Source organism: Streptomyces sp. V4I23 (assembly GCF_030817975.1).
Classification (GTDB): Bacteria; Actinomycetota; Actinomycetes; order Streptomycetales; family Streptomycetaceae; genus Streptomyces.
In genome coordinates this window covers 5,663,213-5,681,761 of sequence record NZ_JAUSZW010000004.1, presented here as the reverse complement: position 1 = coordinate 5,681,761, position 18,549 = coordinate 5,663,213, and the positions used below count along the sequence as shown (strand labels likewise).

General features: G+C 73.6%; 17 protein-coding genes and 1 pseudogene. 8 read left to right on the top strand and 10 right to left on the bottom strand.

Annotated elements, in window-relative coordinates:
- Positions 1 to 13: 13 nt before the first annotated feature.
- Positions 14 to 3,478, bottom strand: a complete 3,465-nt coding sequence (locus tag QFZ82_RS28135; protein ID WP_307715804.1) for a BTAD domain-containing putative transcriptional regulator — start codon at positions 3,476 to 3,478, stop codon at positions 14 to 16.
- Between the two features lie 165 nt (positions 3,479 to 3,643).
- Between QFZ82_RS28135 and QFZ82_RS28130 the strand changes: the two genes are divergently transcribed.
- Positions 3,644 to 4,441 carry a site-2 protease family protein gene (locus QFZ82_RS28130; protein WP_307715803.1) on the top strand — a complete coding sequence of 266 codons (798 nt, stop codon included), beginning with the start codon at positions 3,644 to 3,646 and terminating at the stop codon, positions 4,439 to 4,441.
- Positions 4,442 to 4,481: 40 nt separating this feature from the next.
- Here QFZ82_RS28130 and QFZ82_RS28125 read toward each other — a convergent pair whose 3' ends face one another.
- Together QFZ82_RS28125 and npdG are read right to left on the bottom strand one after the other, a co-directional pair.
- Positions 4,482 to 4,670, bottom strand: coding sequence for a hypothetical protein (locus QFZ82_RS28125; RefSeq protein ID WP_307715802.1), 189 nt, complete (start codon positions 4,668 to 4,670; stop codon positions 4,482 to 4,484).
- 109 nt (positions 4,671 to 4,779) lie between these two features.
- Positions 4,780 to 5,493 carry an NADPH-dependent F420 reductase gene (gene npdG, locus QFZ82_RS28120; RefSeq protein ID WP_307715801.1) on the bottom strand — a complete coding sequence of 238 codons (714 nt, stop codon included), beginning with the start codon at positions 5,491 to 5,493 and terminating at the stop codon, positions 4,780 to 4,782.
- A gap of 95 nt (positions 5,494 to 5,588) precedes the next feature.
- Between npdG and QFZ82_RS28115 the strand changes: the two genes are divergently transcribed.
- A complete protein-coding gene (locus QFZ82_RS28115; protein WP_307715800.1) occupies positions 5,589 to 6,209 on the top strand; it encodes a hypothetical protein in 621 nt (206 codons plus the stop codon).
- Between the two features lie 99 nt (positions 6,210 to 6,308).
- Here QFZ82_RS28115 and QFZ82_RS28110 read toward each other — a convergent pair whose 3' ends face one another.
- Positions 6,309 to 6,536, bottom strand: a complete 228-nt coding sequence (locus tag QFZ82_RS28110; RefSeq protein ID WP_307715799.1) for a hypothetical protein — start codon at positions 6,534 to 6,536, stop codon at positions 6,309 to 6,311.
- Between the two features lie 89 nt (positions 6,537 to 6,625).
- Between QFZ82_RS28110 and map the strand changes: the two genes are divergently transcribed.
- On the top strand, positions 6,626 to 7,483 hold the full coding sequence (gene map / locus QFZ82_RS28105) for a type I methionyl aminopeptidase (RefSeq protein ID WP_307715798.1): 858 nt from the start codon (positions 6,626 to 6,628) through the stop codon (positions 7,481 to 7,483).
- A gap of 92 nt (positions 7,484 to 7,575) precedes the next feature.
- Positions 7,576 to 8,235 (top strand): heme oxygenase (biliverdin-producing), encoded by a 660-nt coding sequence (locus QFZ82_RS28100; protein WP_307715797.1) that lies wholly within the window; start codon positions 7,576 to 7,578, stop codon positions 8,233 to 8,235.
- A 29-nt stretch (positions 8,236 to 8,264) separates the two neighbouring features.
- Here QFZ82_RS28100 and QFZ82_RS28095 read toward each other — a convergent pair whose 3' ends face one another.
- Positions 8,265 to 9,107 carry a PhzF family phenazine biosynthesis protein gene (locus QFZ82_RS28095; protein WP_307715796.1) on the bottom strand — a complete coding sequence of 281 codons (843 nt, stop codon included), beginning with the start codon at positions 9,105 to 9,107 and terminating at the stop codon, positions 8,265 to 8,267.
- Positions 9,108 to 9,368: 261 nt separating this feature from the next.
- Between QFZ82_RS28095 and QFZ82_RS28085 the strand changes: the two genes are divergently transcribed.
- On the top strand, positions 9,369 to 10,358 hold the full coding sequence (locus QFZ82_RS28085; RefSeq protein ID WP_307715795.1) for a hypothetical protein: 990 nt from the start codon (positions 9,369 to 9,371) through the stop codon (positions 10,356 to 10,358).
- Between the two features lie 191 nt (positions 10,359 to 10,549).
- Here the strand turns inward: QFZ82_RS28085 and QFZ82_RS28080 are convergent, their stop codons facing one another.
- Together QFZ82_RS28080 and QFZ82_RS28075 are read right to left on the bottom strand one after the other, a co-directional pair.
- Positions 10,550 to 11,317, bottom strand: coding sequence for a bifunctional DNA primase/polymerase (locus QFZ82_RS28080; protein WP_307715794.1), 768 nt, complete (start codon positions 11,315 to 11,317; stop codon positions 10,550 to 10,552).
- 198 nt (positions 11,318 to 11,515) lie between these two features.
- Positions 11,516 to 12,133 carry a TetR/AcrR family transcriptional regulator gene (locus QFZ82_RS28075; protein ID WP_177150107.1) on the bottom strand — a complete coding sequence of 206 codons (618 nt, stop codon included), beginning with the start codon at positions 12,131 to 12,133 and terminating at the stop codon, positions 11,516 to 11,518.
- A 169-nt stretch (positions 12,134 to 12,302) separates the two neighbouring features.
- Between QFZ82_RS28075 and ddaH the strand changes: the two are divergent.
- Positions 12,303 to 13,145, top strand: a pseudogene (gene ddaH, locus QFZ82_RS28070) (dimethylargininase); the annotation flags it as partial.
- On the opposite strand, the gene QFZ82_RS28065 reads toward ddaH, so the two are convergent.
- Both QFZ82_RS28065 and QFZ82_RS28060 read right to left on the bottom strand, forming a co-directional pair.
- Entirely contained in the window at positions 13,134 to 14,156 is a 1,023-nt protein-coding gene (locus tag QFZ82_RS28065) for a small ribosomal subunit Rsm22 family protein (RefSeq protein WP_307715792.1), read from the bottom strand. The pseudogene ddaH and the gene QFZ82_RS28065 overlap by 12 nt on opposite strands.
- 266 nt (positions 14,157 to 14,422) lie before the next feature.
- A complete protein-coding gene (locus tag QFZ82_RS28060) occupies positions 14,423 to 15,748 on the bottom strand; it encodes a multidrug effflux MFS transporter (RefSeq protein ID WP_307717868.1) in 1,326 nt (441 codons plus the stop codon).
- 69 nt (positions 15,749 to 15,817) lie between these two features.
- On the opposite strand from QFZ82_RS28060, the gene QFZ82_RS28055 reads away from it, so the two are divergent.
- Positions 15,818 to 15,991, top strand: coding sequence for a hypothetical protein (locus QFZ82_RS28055; protein ID WP_307717997.1), 174 nt, complete (start codon positions 15,818 to 15,820; stop codon positions 15,989 to 15,991).
- Positions 15,992 to 15,994: 3 nt separating this feature from the next.
- On the opposite strand, the gene QFZ82_RS28050 is transcribed toward QFZ82_RS28055, so the two are convergent.
- Positions 15,995 to 17,629, bottom strand: a complete 1,635-nt coding sequence (locus QFZ82_RS28050; RefSeq protein ID WP_307715791.1) for an alkaline phosphatase — start codon at positions 17,627 to 17,629, stop codon at positions 15,995 to 15,997.
- A 132-nt stretch (positions 17,630 to 17,761) separates the two neighbouring features.
- On the opposite strand from QFZ82_RS28050, the gene QFZ82_RS28045 reads away from it, so the two are divergent.
- Positions 17,762 to 18,544 (top strand): SDR family oxidoreductase, encoded by a 783-nt coding sequence (locus tag QFZ82_RS28045; RefSeq protein ID WP_307715790.1) that lies wholly within the window; start codon positions 17,762 to 17,764, stop codon positions 18,542 to 18,544.
- Positions 18,545 to 18,549 lie beyond the last annotated feature (5 nt).

The following is an 18,549-nucleotide window of genomic DNA, read 5'->3' as shown; positions in this document are numbered from 1 at the left end:
CGCGCGCCCCCGGTCACATCAGGGCGGCGGCCTCCTCGACGGTGAGGCCGCCGCCCTGCGCGTACGCGGCCGCGAAGTCCTCGTCGGCGAGCGCGGCGCGGGCGGCGCGCTCGGCCTGCTCCCGGCTGTCCCGCTCCACCGACGGCGGCACGTGGCCGGCCGGCAGCAGACCCTCGTAAGCCCCGATGAGCCGGGCCGCGACCCGTGCGCGCTCCGGTCCGCCGAGGCCGGCGACCGCGCGCGCCGCGGTGAGCACGTGCACGGCCGGCATCTGCGGGGCGATCGTCATGGACAGCGGCTCCGTGGCGTACGCGAGGGCCCGGCGCGCCCCCGCCAGCGCCTCTGTGTGACGGCCGTCGAGCACGTCCAGCCAGGCCAGGGCGCCGATGACGATCCCCTCGAAGAGGGCGAGGGTGTTGCCGCGCAGGTCCGTGCGCACCTGCTCCAGCTGATGGCGGGCCTCGCCGGTGCGGCCGGTGCGGCCGAGCCGCAGCGCGAGCACCATTCTGGCCATCGGCACCGCCTCGTGCCCGGCGTCCGGGCCCGCCGCCACGACGTCGCGCAGGTTCGCCTCGGCCTCGGCGTCGGCGCCCGTCTCCAGGAGCACGCTCGCGAGGCGGGTGCGCAGTACGGCGGCCTGACTCTGCGCGCCGAGGGTCCTCGCGAGTTCGACGGCGGCCCGGTAGTCGGCGGCGGCGTCCTCGTACGCGCCGCGCCGCTCGGACGCCTCCCCGCGCGAGGACAGGGCCTCGGCCGAGCCCCACACGTCGCCGAGCCGCTGGTGGATGCGCAGGCTGCGGTCGGCGTCCCGACGGGCGTCGCCGGCCCACACGCTGCGGTTGGCCAGGATGTTGGCGCGGGCCTGGAGGGCGGTGGCGAGTTCCCAGTCGTGGCCGGCGGCCTCGGCCGTGCGCACCGTCTCGTCGAGAGCGCGCAGCACCTCGTCGCCGTCGCCGGTCATCAGGACGGCGTAGACCCGGAGCGAGGCCGGGAAACGGCAGGTCTGCGGCAGGCCGGGGCCGTAGACGGTGACGACACGGCGCAGCCAGTCCTGCTTGCCGGGGGTGGTCCAGTCCTCGGCCGTGTGGTCCATGCTGACCATCCGTACGAGGGCGACCTGGCGGCGGGCCTCGTCGAGCAGCTCGGGCGTCATGGGCGGGGGCGCGTCGGTGCACCGCTCGGCGAGCGGGGGCGCGGGGCGGGCGGGCGGGGCGAAGGGGTCGGGGTGGAGCGCGGCGACGGCCTCCGACCAGTGTCGGGCGTCCGTCCGCAGGTCGCGCATGTGCCAGTACCAGGCGAGGGAGAGGACGAGGCACAGGGCCTCGTGCTCGTCGCGGGCGGCGACGGCGCGGCGCAGGGCGGTGCGGAGGTTCTCGTACTCGAGTTGCAGCCGCGCGAGGGCGTTGCGCTGCCCGGCCCCGCGCAGGAGAGGGTCGGTGGTGCGGGCGAGTTCGCGGTAGTGCACGAGGTGTCGCCGCTCGGTGCTCTCCCGCTCGCCGGCCTCGTCGAGCCGCTCGCCGGCGTACTCGGCGACGGTCTCGAGCAGCCGGTACCGCATGCACCCGTCGGCGGCGGGCTCGGCGACGACGAGCGACTTGTCGACGAGCGCGCCGATGACGTCTGCGACGTCGGTGACCCGGATCTCGTGGGGTACGCCCCCGGGCGCGGGGGTGGCCTCCTCAGGGGCAGACGCCTCCGCTCGCGCGGGGGTGGCGCCCACCGGGCCGCCGTCGCGGGGCGCGGCGCTCACCCGGGCGGGGGCGGCGTGCCCAGGGGCCGATGCCCCCGCCCTCGGAGGAGCCATCGGGCCGCCCGGCGCGGGGGTGGTCTCGGAGGGGGGTGGGCCCGCGCAGATGTGTTCCGCGGAGGGGAGCGCGCAGCCGGAGGCGAAGACCGACAGGCGGCGGAGGACCGCTCGTTCCTGTGGGGTGAGCAGGTCCCAGGACCAGTCCACCACCGCCCGCAGCGTCTGCTGGCGGGGCAGCACCGTGCGGCTGCCGCTCGTCAGCAGGCGGAAGCGGTCGTCGAGGCGGTCCGCGATCTGGCGCGGCGTGAGCATCCGCAGCCGCGCCGCCGCCAGTTCGATCGCGAGCGGCAGCCCGTCGAGGCGGCGGCAGATCTCCACCGCGGCCCTCTCCGTCTCCTCGTCCGCGTCGACGCGGAACCCCGGCCGCGCCGACGCCCCCCGTTCGGCGAACAGGCGCAACGCCGCCGGAGCGGGCAGCGGGTCCACGGGACGGACCAACTCCCCCGGCACGCCCAGCGGTTCGCGGCTCGTTGCCAGGATCGTCAGGCCGGGGCAGCTCTCCAACAGCCGTTCGGCCAGCCTCGCCGCCGACTCCACGACGTGCTCGCAGTTGTCCAGGACCAGCAGCATGCGACGGCGCGCGCAGTGCTCCACGAGGCGCGCGACCGCGTCGTCCGTGTGGCCCTCGGCGGCGCGCAGCTCCTCCGCGCCCGCGCCGCGCAGCACGGTCTGAAGGCCGCCGAGCGCGGTGAGCACCGTCTCGGGCACGGTCTCCGGGTCGTCCACGGGCGCGAGTTCCGCGAGCCACACGCCGTCCGGCCAGGGCCGGTCGGCGTGGGCGGCCGCGTGCTCGGCGGCCTCCAGCGAGAGCCGGGTCTTGCCCGAGCCGCCGGTCCCGATCAGCGTCACGAGCCGGGCCCGTCCCAGGTCGGCCCTGATGTCGCGCAGTTCCGGCTCGCGGCCGACGAAGCTCGTGAGCCGCGCCCGCAGGTTGCCGCGCGCCACGGGAGCGGCGGGGGTGAGCAACTCCCCGTAGAGGGCGAGCAGTTCGGCACCGGGGTCCGCGCCGAGCCGGTCCGCCAGTTCCTTGCGCACCTCCTCGTACGCGGCGAGCGCCTGCGCCGCCCGTCCCGTGTCGCGCAGGGCGCGGATCCGCAGGGCATGGAGCGGCTCGTCCAGCGGGTGCGCCCCGCACAGGGCGGCCAGCTCCGGCAGGGCGTCGCCGGCGCGGCCGAGGGCGAGCGCGGCGGCCAGCCGCGTACGGCGGGCCTCCAGCCGCCTTGCCTCCCAGCGCGCCTCGGCGGCCGTCCGGTCGGGCAGGTCCGCCAGCACGGGCCCGCGCCACAGCGCGAGCGCCTCGTCGAGGAGCGCGGCCGCCCCGGCCGCGTCCCCGTCCGCGAGCGCTTGCGCGCCCTCCCGCGTCAGCCGGTCGAAGCGGTGCAGGTCCACGGCGTCGGGGTCGGCGCTCAGCCGGTAGCCGCCGTCGGCCGAGGCGATCACCTCATGCCCGACGGCCCGGCGCAGCCGGCCGACGAGGGCCTGTACGGCGCCGTGCGCGTCGGCCGGCGGGTCGCCGTCCCACACCTCGTCGACCAGTACGGCGACGGGGACCGTGCGCCCGGCGCGCTGGGCGAGCACGGTCAGCAGGGCACGCAGCCGCGCCCCGCCGAGCGCGACCGGGGTGCCGTCGGCGCGGACGGCCTGGGTGGTGCCGAGGAGACAGAAGCGCACCGGGTCATTGTCCCCGGTGGGGTCGAGCGCATCCCGCGGGCCGGGAGCGGGCAGGAACGGGGGAGGCCCCCGGCGACGTTGTCCCCCGTGTCACCGGTACGGTCTACTCCGCACCGCCGTCCCCGTCCCACGGTCCCGCACGCCCGCGTCCCAGGAGCCGCCCCCATGACCACCGCTGCCAGGCGCCACAGCGACCGCAGGATCAGTCCCGTGTTCATCGGGATCGCCGCGGTGACGGCGGTGACGGGCTGGGCCGTGTGGACGGACTTCGCGGCCAGCCCCGGTCTCGCGGTCTTCCTGTTCGTGGTCTCGGCGTGGATCGTCTCCCTGTGCCTGCACGAGTACGCGCACGCCCGCACCGCGCTGCACGGCGGTGACATATCGGTCGGCGCGAAGGGCTATCTGACGCTCAATCCGCTGAAGTACACCCACGCCCTGCTGAGCATCGTGCTGCCCGTCATCTTCGTGATCATGGGCGGCATCGGCCTGCCCGGCGGCGCCGTCTTCATCGAGATGCACCGCATCCGGCAGCGCTGGAAGCACAGCCTGGTCTCCGCGGCGGGCCCGCTGACGAACGTGCTGTTCGCCGCCGTGTGCACGGCGCCGTTCTGGCTGGGCGCCCTCGACGGGGTTCCCCTGCCCTTCCGGCTCGCCCTGGCGTTCCTCGCGATGCTCCAGGTCACCGCCGCGATCCTGAACTTCCTGCCGGTGCCCGGCCTCGACGGCTACGGGGTGATCGAGCCCTGGCTGTCGTACAAGGTGCGCCGCCAGGTGGAGCCGTTCGCGCCGTTCGGCCTGCTCGCCGTCTTCGTGATCCTGTGGATCCCCGAGGTCAACGGCGTGTTCTTCGACGCGATATACGGCGTCATGGACGCGCTCGGCGTGCAGCGGATCGAGATCTACTGCGGCCGGGACCTGTTCACCTTCTGGGACGGCGAGAACGACTTCTGCGTCGCCGGCTGACAGACGTCGGGCGGGCGCCGGGCGTCAGACGGAAGAGGCGTCAGACGGAAGGGGCGTCGGCCCCGCGCTGCGCCCTGGCGCGGCGGACGTAGTACCAGGCCATGTTCGACGACAGGCCGGCGAGCAGCACCCAGATGATCCCGAGCCACATGCCCTGCGTGAAGGACAGCACCGCCGCGGCGACGGAGAGCGCGCAGACGACGAGGGAGTAGAGGGCGAGGCGGGGCATGGGGTGCGGCTCCTGTCGGGTCCTTCGGAGGGGGTGAGTCCCTCCAGTGTCCCCCATGCCCCCTGGCTCCCGGACCCCGGTCGCGTCCGGGACCCGGTCGCGGCGCCGGTCACACGTCGGTGACGCGCAGCCCCGCGTGTGCCTTGTAGCGGCGGTTCACCGAGATCAGGTTGGCGACGAGCGACTCGACCTGGTGCGCGCCTCGCAGCCGGCCGGCGAACACTCCGCGCATCCCGGGGATGCGGGCGGCGAGCGCCTGGACGATGTCGGTGTCCGCGCGGGTCTCGCCGAGCACCATCACGTCGGTGTCGATCTCGTCGATCGACTCGTCCTGGAGCAGCACGGCCGACAGGTGGTGGAAGGCCGCGGTCACCCGCGAGTCCGGCAGCAGTGCGGCGGCCTGCTCGGCGGCGCTGCCCTCCTCCGGCTTCAGCGCGTACGCGCCCTTCTTGTCGAAGCCGAGCGGGTTGACGCAGTCGACGACGAGCTTGCCCACGAGCTCCTTCTGCAGCGTCTCCAGCGTCTTGGCGTGGCCGTCCCACGGCACGGCCACGATCACGATGTCGCTGCGCCGGGCGCACTCGGCGTTGTCGGCTCCTTCGACGCCGAGGCCGAGCTCCGCCGCGGCGGCCTCGGCGCGCTCGGCGGACCGCGAGCCGATGATCACGCGCTGGCCCGCCTTGGCCAGCCGGTAGGCGAGCCCGCGGCCCTGGTCGCCGGTGCCGCCGAGGACACCCACGACGAGGCCGGAGACGTCGGGGAGGTCCCAGGGGTCCTTGGCGGGGGCCTTCGGCGCGGTGCCGGTGCTGTCATTCGAAGTCATGGCCCGACCTTACTTCCTGGTACACGGCTCTCGAACGGGTGAGCCGGGACCGACCCCGCCCGCGGCCGCGGGTCCGTGGTGCAGGATGCGGCTCCATGGATGCCGTACGCGTCGCGCTGCTGCGCGAAGTCCTCGCCGGGACCGAGTGGCCGGCCGCGACCCGGCACTTCGCCGCGGTGCTGCGCACGTCCGTGGTGCAGCGGGGCGGCGGGCTGCTGCTGGTGGGCACGCGGGAGTACGAACCGTGGCATCTGGCCGCGCATCTGGTGGACGAGGCGGCCTGGTCGGGTCTTCCGGAGCTGGAGCCGACGCTCGTACGCCACCGGGTGCGCCCTGGCGACCCGGTTCATCTGACCGTCGGGCTCGGCAGGCTGGAGGCGGCCCGTCGGGGCGAGACGCTGCTGGTCGTGGCGCCCGAGCTGCCCGACGCGGGCCTGCTGGAGCGGGTGCACGACGCCCGGCGGGCCGGTGCGACGGTGCTCGCGCTGGACGGCGGCGAGCCGGAGGTGCAGGGGCTGGCGCACGAGGCGCTGACGGTCCCGGCGGCGGGGCCGCAGGACACGACCGCCGAGATCGACATGGACATGGTGCAGCACCTGGTGAGCGCGGCGGCCGGGGAGAACGGCGGGCCGATGCGGCGGGGGCGCCTGCGTTTCCGCGACCGGCTCTCGCGGCTGGCGGACCAGCTGACCGAGCCGCCGCCGGCGCGCTGGTAGCGCGGCGGGGCGGTGCGTCCGTGCGGAGGTGGTCCGGTCGCCCCGCGCATCAGGAAGAGGCAGGGAGAACCCCCCGCGCAGCGGCCCCGCCCCTGCCCCCTACTCGCCCTCCGGGCGCGACGCCCCGTCGTGCCAGCGCGGGTCGTTCTCCCACTCCAGGTTCCGTTCCCGCGCCGTCTCCATCGCGTGCTCCGCCTCGGCGCGGGTCGTGTACGGCCCGAAGCGGTCCTTCGCCGGGCACTCCGGGCCTTCCTCGACCTTCTTGTGCTGCAGGCAGTAGTACCATTCGCCCGGTTTGCCCACTGTGCGCTTCTTGAACAGGGCCATCGTCGGCTCCTTCCTCCAGGGCCATGCTGCCCCATGGGCCTGGGCCTACGCCCGGCGGCGGGCAGGACGCCCCCGGTTAGACTCGCGGCATGTCTGGCCAGTCGCTGCTCGTTCCCGGGGTGCTCTCCCCCACCCGTTCCGTCCCCGCCTCCATCGCCCGTCCCGAGTACGTCGGAAAGCCCGCGCCGACCCCGTACACCGGACCGGAGGTCCAGGACTCCGACACCATCGAGCGGATGCGCATCGCGGGGCGCATCGCCGCGCAGGCGATGGAAGAGGCCGCCAAGCACATCGCGCCCGGCGTGACGACGGACGAACTCGACCGCGTCGCGCACGAGTTCATGTGCGACCACGGCGCCTACCCGTCCACGCTCGGCTACCGCGGCTTCCCCAAGTCGCTGTGCTCCTCGGTCAACGAGGTGATCTGCCACGGGATTCCGGACTCCACCGTCCTGCGCGACGGCGACATCGTGAACCTGGACGTGACCGCCTACATCAACGGCGTGCACGGCGACAACAACGCCACCTACCTGTGCGGTGACGTCGACGAGGAGTCGCGGCTGCTGGTGGAGCGGACGCGGGAGTCGCTCAACCGCGCCATCAAGGCGGTCAAGCCGGGCCGGCAGATCAACGTCATCGGCCGGGTCATCGAGTCGTACGCGAAGCGCTTCGGCTACGGGGTGGTGCGCGACTTCACCGGCCACGGCATCAACTCGTCGTTCCACTCCGGTCTGATCATCCCGCACTACGACGCGGCGCACGCGACCACGGTCATCCAGCCGGGGATGACGTTCACCATCGAGCCGATGCTGACGCTGGGGACGTACGAGTACGACATGTGGGCGGACGGCTGGACGGTCGTCACGAAGGACCGCAAGCGCACGGCGCAGTTCGAGCACACACTGGTGGTGACGGAAACGGGCGCGGAGATTCTCACGTTGCCGTGACCCGACAGGCGGGTAGCGTTTTTACCGACAGGACGTCGGGAACAGGTTGACTCAGACGGACCTGAGCAGCCCTTCGGCCCTGGAGGCACGCCGTGGACGCAACCGGCACACCCTTTTCGACGCTCATCCGCGTCGCCTCGCACGAGCAGCACACCCGGGTCGGGACCTCCTCGTTCATGAGCGGTCTGCTGGGCGGCAGGCTCGGCGTCGCGGCGTACGCGCGCTACACCGAGCAGCTGTGGTTCGTCTACCGGGCCCTGGAGGACGCGGCCGGGACACTGCGGGACGATCGCGTCGCGGGCCCCTTCGTCCGGCCCGAGCTGATGCGCGCGCCGGAGCTGGAGCGCGATCTCGCGCATCTGCGGGGCCCCGGCTGGCGCTCGGGCGTGCGCGCGCTGCCGGCGACCGCCGCGTACGCCGCGCGGATCACCGAATGCGCCCGCGACTGGCCCGCCGGGTACGTCGCCCACCACTACACCCGCTACATGGGGGACCTGTCCGGCGGGCAGGTCGTCCGCGACCGGGCGGAGAAGGCGTGGGGCTTCGCGCACAAGGGCGACGGCGTGCGGTTCTACGTCTTCGAGGCAGTCCCCAACCCTGCGGCGTTCAAGCGGACCTACCGCGCGCTGCTGGACGCGGTCGACGCGGACGACCTGGAGAAACAGCGGATCGTGGACGAGTGCAGGCGGGCGTACGACCACAACTGCGCCGTGTTCCGCGAGCTCGACGCGGAGTTCCCGCTCAGCGCGTGATCCCCCGGTCCCGGACCCCGGGGGTACGGTCAGGGCATCGTCACCGCGTGCGGAAGGCGGGACCGCTCGACGCGCCGCAGAGGCGCGATACGGCCCACGCTCCCGCGCGCCGACTGCCCCTCGGACGCGGGCCGTGCGAGGCGCACGCGACCACCGATCTCGACGATGCCGTCCGGTCCCGGCGCGGTCAGGATCTGCGAGCCCCGGCCCTGGGTGATGTTCAGCGCCCGGCCCAGCCGGTCGGTGAGCAACAGGGCCGCCGCGCCGGTCGCCTCGTCCTCCACGAGGGTGTCGTCGCGTCGCCTGCCCGGGCCGTGGTTCACCAGGGCAGGGGCCGTTGACGGTTGCTCCTGGTGGTGGGTTTCCCCGGGGCGTGACCGCGGAAAGGCCCGCGCCCGCACCCGTCCGGCCGCCTCGTCCTCCCACGCCCAGGCGTAGAGCCGGCCCTCCCCGGGCGGCGGCGCCGGCAGGGCGTCGACCTCGGCGGCGGACGCGTACTGCACGAGCTGCCGCGGCGGCGCCCACTCGGCACGGGCGGTGATCCAGGTGAACTCGCCGTCGTGGCGCGCCCACACCTCGCCGGCCGGCGGGCGGACCGCGTCGAGGTCCAGCAGCCAGGCCGTGCCGACGAGCGGGTGACCGGCGAACGGCAGCCGCAGACCCGGCGTGTGGATGTCGACGACGCCACGCTCCTCGTCGTCGACGAAGACGGTCTCGCTGTAGCCGAGTTCCGCGGCGAGCGCCTGCCGGGACACCTGGTCCGGGTAGCGGCGCGCGTCGCGGACGACGCCGAGGGCGTTGCCGAACCGGCCGTCGCCGGCACAGAAGACCTGGAGGACGTCGATGACATCGGACACGTCGCGTTGGTTCACGCGGGCATTCAAGCATCCGCGGCCGGCGAAGTTCTTCACCTGTACGGGCGGGATCCTCCTCGTCGTCGTCGAGACATCAGCACCCCGATCCGGCCGGAAGCTCGTACGGGACGCTGCTGAAGGGCCTGTTCACCTTCCAGCCGCACCCGGCCGTCCTCCAGGTCACGGTGTGGGTGCTGTATCCGGTCCCGGCGCTCGGCCTGTTCCCGGCCCCGGTAGGGTTCGGACGGTCAGTGCGGGGCGAGGAGCAGAAGGCAACCGATGAGAAGGCTGGATCGGGCGGCGACGGGGCTCGCGGCGACAGCGGTGCTGTCCCTGACGGCGAGCGCGTGCGTGACAATTCACGGGGAGCTGGAAGTCGTCCCGTCGGCGACGGAGGCTGAGGCCGCGAAGGCGCTCGCCGACTTCACCGCGGCGTACAACAAGGCGGACAAGGCCTACGACCCCGCCCTCGACGCGCAGCACGTCACCGGGGCGCTCGGCGCCATCAACCAGGCGGGCCTGAAGGCCCGCCAGGTCAACTTCCCCGACGGCAACCCGCAGCACGTCCCGCTGGAGCTCGCGGACGCCACGTACGTCATCCCGAAGAAGGCGGGCTGGCCGCGCTGGTTCGTCGCGGACACGGACTCCAACCGCGACCGGGACGACGGCGGCGTCCAGGACAACCGCTGGCTCGTCGTCTTCGTGAAGGGCGGGGTCCAGGACACGTGGAAGGCCGCGTACCTGGCGATCATGTCGCCGAAGCAGATCCCGGCCTTCAAGCGGGACCAGGACGGCCACGCGGAGCCGGTCTCGCCGGACGACGCCGCGCTCGCGGTCGCGCCGCGCAACCTCAGTGAGGACTACGCCTCGTACCTGCAAAGCGGCGCACCGGAGCACTTCAAGGCGGGCCCGCACACGTCGGGCTGGCGCGAGACGCGCAAGAAGAACGCGTCCGTGCTGGGCATGTCCACCCAGTACATCGACCAGCCGCTGGACACCGGCGCCTTCGCGCCGCTGGGGCTCGTCACCCAGGACGGCGGCGCGCTGGTGTTCTTCTCGGTGAAGAACTTCGAGCGTCAGACCGCCGCCAAGGGCGTGCGGCTGAAGGTCATCCCGGATGTGAAGGCGCTGCTCACCGGCGAGGTGAAGTCCACGATCACCAAGGAGCGGGTCTCCAGCCAGGTGGTCACGGTGCCCGTCGGCAGCGGCGGCGGACAGCCGGACATACTGGGCAGGCTGACCGGCCTGACGGCGGCCAAGGGCTCGTAGGGGACCACGCGGTGCGGCGTACCGCCGGCGTGTCCGGCGGTACGAACACGAGGCGCCCGCGCCAGGGGACCGTGTACGGCGGTGCCCGCGGGCGCATGGCACTCGGAGCCAACGGGCCGTTGCCACAGGGGAGTCGGGCGCGCGCAAGGACGCGCCCGTATGCGCTCGGCGCGAAAGGCCGACGCCCGGGGTCAGCGCCCCATCGGCCAGGCGGCCTCGTGGCGGCCGGCGTACTCGTCCTCGGCAGCCGCGTACCGCGCGCACGCGTCCGTCAGCGTCTCCAGGAGGGTCAGCGGGTCGGGCAGCGGATGCTCCACGCCGCGCACCCAGACCACTTCGGTCTCGCCCGGCAGGCGGGCGGGCGGCACCAGCACGTAGCTGCCGCGGCAGTGCCAGCGCAGGCCCGGGTGCTCGTCCATGGTCTCGGGATGGCAGTCCAGCTCGCAGGGCCACCACTCGTCCTCGTCCTCCGGCGTGCCGCGCGTCGCCGTGAAGAACAGCATCCGGCCCCGCGCGCCGGCGCCGCCGGACTCGGCCACGGGACCGACGTCCACGCCCTGCGCCAGCAGCCGCTCCAGAGCACTGCGACCGGCATCCAACGGAACGTCCAGGACGTCGTGGACCATGCCGGTCGCGGTGATGAAGTTGGCCTCGGGCTGGTTGCGGGCCCAGCGCTCGATCTGTTGCCGGTCGGTGGTGGACTGCGTCTGCCAGGCGAAGGACACGGGATGCGTGGCCGGGATGGGACAGCCGATGCGCTCGCAGGAACAGCTGGGACCCACGGGATACGCGGCGGGCGCGAGCGGCAGTCCGGCATCAGCGGTGGCCAGGAGCAGGGCCTCGCGCTGCGAGCCCTCCGCCTCCGTGTTCCCGGTGCGGCGGCGCAACCACTGGGCCAGCCTGCTCTCCCGGGACGTCCTGCCCTCCGTGCCGCGGAAGCGGCCGATACCGTCGCCCATCTATCCCCTCACACCTCACGCTCGCCCCATGCGGACAATGCCATGGTCCCACCATCCTGCGCTGCCGGTGGCCACTGTCCCCAACCGGGGTGCCTGCTCATGTGTTCCCGGCGCGCGCCGGGCGCGCCGGTGCGGGGCCCCGGCGCACGGCGGCTCAGGGGTGCTTCGGGGGTACGACCGCACCGGGGGCGCGGTGCTTCAGGGGCGCGGCGCGAGGCCGTTGACGGCGTAGTCGACGAGCGCGTCGGCGTAGTCGTGGGTGAGCGGCAGGGTCCGCAGCAGCCAGCGGTGCGCGAGGGGGCCGGTGAACAGCTCCAGAGCGATGCGCAGGTCGATGCCCCGCCGCACCTGGCCCGCGTCCTGGGCGGCGCGCAGCCGGGTGACGTAGAGCTGGAGCTGCGGTTCGAGGAGCTTCTCCACGAACTGGGCGCCGACCTCGGGGTTCACCACGCCTTCGGCGGTGAGGGCGCGGGCGGGGGCGTCGTAGGCGGGGCTGTTCATCTCGTCCACGGTGGCGCGCAGCACCAGGCGCAGGTCGGCCTCGACGTCACCGGTGTCGGGGATCTCGTACTCTCCCCCTCCCGCCTCCTCGGCGGCCTGCTCGGCCAGGTCGAGGAACGCCTCCAGCAGGACGGCGGCCTTGGAGGGCCACCAGCGGTAGATGGTCTGCTTGCCCACGCCCGCGCGGGCGGCGATGCCCTCGATGGTCGTCTTCCCGTAGCCCGCCTCGCCGACGAGGGCGAGCGCGGCCTCGTAGATCGCGCGGCGGGAGCGCTCGCTGCGGCGGGAGGAGTCGGGTGTCCTGGCCTCGGTCATGCCGTCAACCTACCAACCGGGAAGACGAGACGTCTCGGCTAGGTCTGCGCGCCGGTGCATGCCGCCGGAGCCGCCGCCGACCCACCCCGCCGGAGCCGCCGCCGAACCACCCCTTCGGCAGAGGGCGGCGCGCCCGCCCAGGCCGCACCATGGCTCCACGCACAACCGTGCGCCCCGCCGCCGTGAGGAGCCCGCATTGCCTCGTGACGCCTCGCCACGCCGTTACCTGATGTGCCCACCCGCGCACTTCGATGTGACGTACTCCATCAACCCGTGGATGGACCCCACCAAGCCGGTGGACCGGCCGCTGGCGCGGCTCCAGTGGGAGAACCTGCGCGACCGCTACCTTTCGCTCGGCCATCGCGTCGACGTCCTTCCGGCCCGGCCCGGACTGCCGGACATGGTCTACGCGGCGAACGGCGCCACCGTCGTCGACGGCCGCGTGCTCGGCGCCCGTTTCGCCCATGCCGAGCGGGCCGCCGAGGCCGCGCACCACCTGGACTGGTTCCGGGCGAACGGCTGGACCGACGTCCACGAGCCCCGGCACGTCAACGAGGGCGAGGGCGATTTCGCCGTCACCGCCTCCTGGGTCCTGGCCGGGCGCGGCTTCCGGTCCAGTCCGCTGTCGCACGCCGAGGCCCAGGAGGTCTTCGGCCGGCCCGTCATCGGGCTCGACCTCGTCGATCCGCGCCACTACCACCTGGACACCGCGCTCGCCGTCCTCGACGACAGGACCGACGAGATCATGTACTGGCCGGGCGCGTTCTCGCCCGGCAGCCGTGCGGTGCTCGCCCGGCTGTTCCCCTACGCTCTCGTCGCCGACGGGAGCGACGCGGCGGCCCTCGGCCTGAACGCGGTGAGCGACGGCCTCCACGTGCTGCTGCCGCAGGCGGCGGTCGGCCTCTTCCCGCCACTGCGCGCGAGAGGCTTCGAGCCGATCGGCATGGACCTGGGCGAGCTGCTCAAGGGCGGCGGCAGTGTGAAGTGCTGCACCCAGGAGCTACGCCCCTGAACCGTCCGCCCCGTCACCGGCGTGGGGCGGCCACGTGTCGCCCCACGCCGCGTCGCGCGCCGCGCGGTACCGGTCGCCGTGCCGTTTGGTGACCGTCTCGCGGCGCAGCGCCTCGTCCTTCGCGCACAGGTCCAGCAGGACCAGGCCCTTGCGGATCTGCGGCTTGCGGACCACCCGGGCGTCCGCCGGAGCGGCGGGGAAGCGCACGGCCGCGACATAGCTGAACTTCTCGTCCTCGTAGGCCAGCGAGCCGCCCTTGACCTGCCGGTGCAGGGACGAGCGGGAGACGCGGGCCGAGAAGTGGCACCAGTCGGCGCCGGGCTCTATGGGGCACGCCGCGCTGTGGGGGCAGGGGGCGGCGACGGTGAGGCCCGCCGCGATCAGCGCGTCGCGGGCCTCGATGATCCGCTCGTAGCCGTCGGGCGTCCCGGGCTCGACGATCACGACGGCCTGCGCCGCACGCGCCGCCTCGGCGACCACGGCGGCCCGGTCGGCCTCGGACAGCTCGTTCAGGACGTACGACACCGTCACGAGATCGGTGCTCTCGATGCGGAGCGCCGAGCTGATCCGAGAGCGCTGCCAGCGCGCGGCCCGCAGCGAGGGGAGAGGCGAGGCGAGCGCCAGCTCGCGGCCCAGCTCCAGCGCGGGCTCCGCCCAGTCGAGCACCGTCGTCTCCGGCGCCGGCTCCTCCCACGCGTCGGCCACCGCCCAGCTCGCCGCGCCCGTGCCGCCGCCGATGTCGGTGTGCGTGGCCGGCGTCCACGCGGGCGCCGCCCGGCGCAGCGCCGCGAGAGCGGACCGTACGGCCTCGAAGGTCGCGGGCATCCGGTACGCGGCGTAGGCGGCGACGTCGGAGCGGTCGCGGAGCACGGGGGCGTCGGTCGGGGTGGTGCCCCGGTAGTTGGCGATCAGCCGCTCGACGGCCTGCGCGGCCTGCCGGGGCGGCAGGCCGTCCAGCAGCCCGGCGAGGGCGCCGCGCAGGGTCTCGGCGGTGGGGGCGGAGGCGTTCACCGGGAGATTCTAGGCACGTCCGGCCTGCCGGAGCGGGGCGCACGGACGGCCCAGGACGGCGCACCTCCGCGCCCTGCGGCGAACTGCCCCCCGTCCGTGGGCCCTTGCCATGCTGACGCGTCATACCGGCCGCCGCAGGCCCCGAGCCGCTGCCGCGCACGTACGCGTGCCGGAGGCGGAGATCTCGGACGTGGGCCGCTTCACCTGGAAGGACCCCCGGGGCGGGCGCCACCTGCTCGGCCGTCCCCGCCGCAGGGCGTGGGTTCTCAGCCCTCGGCGGCAGCCGCGGCCGGGCCGGACCGGTCGCGCTGCCAGGGACGGCACAGGACCGCGAAGCACGCCAGCGCCGCCACCCCGCAGCACAGTTGGACCACGGCCATCGGGACCGCCGTCGCCTCGCCCGCGATGCCCACCAGGGGGGACGCGACCGCGCCGACGAGGAACGACGACGTGCCGATGAGGGCCGAGGCCGAACCGGCCGCGTGCGGCGTGCGCAGCAGCGCCAGCGCGGTGGTGTTCGGCGAGGCGAAGCCCATCGCCGCCGACAGCACGAACAGGCCCGCGGCCACCGGCACCAGGCCCACCTCGCCGAACACGCCCGCCGTCATCAGCAGCAGCACCGCAGCCGCGAGCGTGAGCACCGTCAGCGCCACGGCGACCACCTTGTCGAGGCCGACCCGCCCGACGAGCACCTTGCCGTTGATCTGCCCGGCCGTGATCAGTCCGACCGCGTTGAGGCCGAAGAGCAGGCTGAACAGCTGGGGCGAGGCCCCGTAGATCTCCTGCATCACGAACGGGGACGCCGAGATGTACGCGAACAGGGCGGCGAAGGCGAGTCCGCCCACCAGCATGTAGCCGGTGAAGGCACGGTCCCCGAGCAGTCCGCGCATCGTGCGCAGCGCCTCGCCGACCCCTCCCCCGTGGCGCCGTTCGACGGGCAGCGTCTCGCCCAGCCACTTCGCCACGACGAGGGTGAGCACGAGGCCGACCGCGGCGAGGACGACGAAGATGCCGCGCCAGTCGGTCAGCCGCAGCACCTGGCCGCCGATCAGCGGCGCGATGATCGGCGCCGCCCCGGAGATCAGCATCAGGGTGGAGAAGAACCGGGCCATCTCGATGCCGTCGTAGAGGTCCCGGACCACGGCGCGGGCGATGACGATGCCGGCGGCGCCCGCGAGTCCCTGCACCAGGCGGAAGCCGATGAGCAGTCCGGCACTGGGGGCGAGCGCGCAGACCACGGTGGCGACGACGTACAGGGTCATGCCGATGAGCAGCGGCCGCCTGCGTCCCCACTTGTCGCTCATCGGGCCCACGACGAGCTGTCCCAGCGCCATGCCGGCGAGGCACGCGGTCAGCGTGAGCTGCACGGTCGCGGCGGGTGCGCGCAGGGAGTCGGTGACCTGCGGCAGCGCGGGCAGGTACATGTCCATGGACAGCGGTGGAAGTGCGGTGAGTCCGCCCAGCACGAGCGTGACCAGCAGACCGGTGCGGCGGGTGGCCGCGGCTTCCGCACGGGGCCCGGTGGCGGGAGACGAAAGTGCCGGATCGGCTTCGGGGACGGGTCCTTGGGGGCTCTGGCCGCTCTCCGGCATCGACAGCTCCGTTCCTTGATTCAACGAACCATGTTCTCAGCTCGTTCGTTCGCAGTGGATCCGGAAGCAGTGGACTTCGTCACTCGGACGCTCCGGTGCCGGTCCCGATCCGCCGGACAGGCGGTCCCGCTGGGCGGCACCCTCGCCGTGATGCGGACGCTCGACGCGGTGCGTGACCGCATCGGCGTCCGCTTCCCCGATGAGTTCCTGGATGAGTTCCCGGGCGAGTTCCCGGGTGAGTGAGCGTCAGACCTGCTGAAGACCAGGGTCGCCGGCCTCCGTCACGAACGACGCGGACGTGGCGATCGACCCGCCCGGCCTGGTGACGAAGTCCATCGAGCGGAAGTCGGCGCGCGCCTGCTGCTCGCCGAGGGTGACGGTCACGTAGCCGCGCCGCCCGTTGTAGAACCTCATGTGCGGGTTGGCCTTGGTGTAGGTCTCCCAGGTGGCCGGCCGGTCGGCGCCGTCCCTGCCGCTGGAGACGGACGTGGCGACGATCTCGGTGCCGACGGTCCTCGCGCCGGGCGTCTCGTAGTCGCGCTTGATGTCGTAGGCGTACGCGACATGGACGTCGCCGGTGAGGACCATCAGGTTCTCGACGCCGGCGGCCTCGGCGCCGTCCAGGACGCGGTCGCGGGAGGCCGGGTAGCCGTCCCAGGCGTCCATGCTGACCCTGGCCGGCTCGATCAGGTCCAGCTTGCGCTGCGAGAAGTTGACCTGCTGCGGCACGACGTTCCACACGGCGTCAAAGGCGCGCCAGCCGTCGATGAGCCAGCGCTCCTGCGTCGCGCCGATCATGGTGCGCGACGGGTCCTCGGACTCGGGGCCCGGGGCGTGCGCCTTGTCGCCGTACGCCTGGTCGGAGCGGTACTGGCGGGTGTCGAGGACGTCGAACTGCGCGAGCTGCCCGAAGTGCAGCCGGCGGTAGAGCGTCATGTCCGGGCCGGTGGGCTGCTGGGGGGCGCGCAGCGGCTGGTTCTCCCAGTACGCGCGGTAGGCGGCGGCCCGGCGCAGCAGGAACTCCTCCGGCGGCACGTCGTTCTCGGGCGTCTCGTCCGCGTAGTTGTTCTCGGTCTCGTGGTCGTCCCAGGTGACGACGAAGGGGTGGGCCGCGTGCGCGGCCATGAGGTCGGGGTCGGACTTGTAGAGGCCGTACCGCAGCCGGTAGTCCTCCAGCGTGACCGTCTCGCGGTTGACGTGGGCGGGCAGCCGGCGGTCGGTGTAGTTGCGGGCGCCTCCGACGGCGTTGACGGGGTACTCGTAGAGGTAGTCGCCGAGGTGGAAGACGACGTCGAGGTCCTCGTCGGCGAGGTGCCGGTACGCGGTGAAGTAGCCGTCGTGGTACGCCTGGCAGGACACGGCGGCCAGCTTCAGCTCGCCGATCCGGGCGCCGCGGGCGGGCGCGGTGCGGGTGCGGCCGACCGGGCTGATCCAGTTCCCGGCGCGGAAGCGGTAGTAGTAGACGCGGTCCGGGTCGAGGCCGGTGGCCTCCACGTGGACGCTGTGGTGGAACTCCGGGTGGGCGGTGGTGCTGCCGCGCTTGGCGATCCGGGTGAAGCGCGCGTCGTGCGCGAGCTCCCAGCGGACCTGGAAGCGGGCCTGCGGCAGACCGCTGCCGGGCTCCAGCGGACTGGGCGCGAGACGCGTCCACAGCACGACGGAGGAGGGCTGCGGGTCGCCGGAGGCGACGCCCAGGGTGAACGGGTCCGCGGCGATCTTCCGGGCGTCGGCCTCGGCGGCGTGCGCGGTGCCGGGCAGGCCCACGCTGAAGGCGAGCGCTGCCGCCGCGGAGGTGACGGTGAGGAAGGTGCGGCGGCCCAGGTGCCGTACGGCCGCCGCTCTGAGCTCGGGTGCGTGATTCCGGTGCGACGCGGGTGTCATGTGGCCCTCCCCTTACGGCTGTTGTCAGTCGCATTGGAGTGGCCGGTGACGAATCGACGTTGTCGAGGACACAACATCCGTATGGCGGTCGGATGAGTTCCGTGTAGGACACAGGCGCGTACGCTGCGCCCCATGAACGCTGTACGGAGGATCGCGGTGGTGACGGGCGCGGGCTCGGGCATCGGCCGGAGCGTGGCGCTGGAGCTGGCGGCCGCCGCGAAGGACACGGGCGCCCGCCCCGGATGGGCGGTCGCGCTGGCGGGCCGGCGCGCCGAGGCGCTGGAGGAGACGGCGGCCCTGGCGGGCCCGGACGCCGACGTCCTGTGCGTGCCGACGGACGTGACCGACCCGGCCGCCGTGGACGCGCTGTTCGCGGCGGTCCGCGACCGCTACGGCCGGGTGGACCTGCTGTTCAACAACGCGGGCACGTTCGGTCCCGGCGGCATCCCCTTCGAGGACGTGCCCTACTCCGCATGGCGCAAGGTGGTGGACGTCAATCTGACGGGTGCTTTCCTGTGCGCGCAGGCGGCGTTCCGCCACATGAAGGACCAGGACCCGCAGGGCGGCCGGATCATCAACAACGGCTCGGTCTCGGCGCAGGTGCCGCGCCCGCATTCGGCGCCGTACACGGCGACGAAGCACGCGCTGACCGGGCTCACGAAGTCGATCTCACTCGACGGGCGCCCGTACTCGATCGCCTGCGGCCAGATCGACATCGGCAACGCCGCGACGGAGATGACCCAGGCCATGCAGGCGGGCATCCTTCAGGCGAACGGCGAACTGGCGGCCGAACCGGTGATGGACGCGGCCGATGTGGCGCGCACCGTACGGCACATGGCGGAGCTGCCACTGGAGGCGAACGTCCAGTTCGCGACGGTGCTGGCGACGAACATGCCGTTCATCGGCCGCGGGTGACCGCC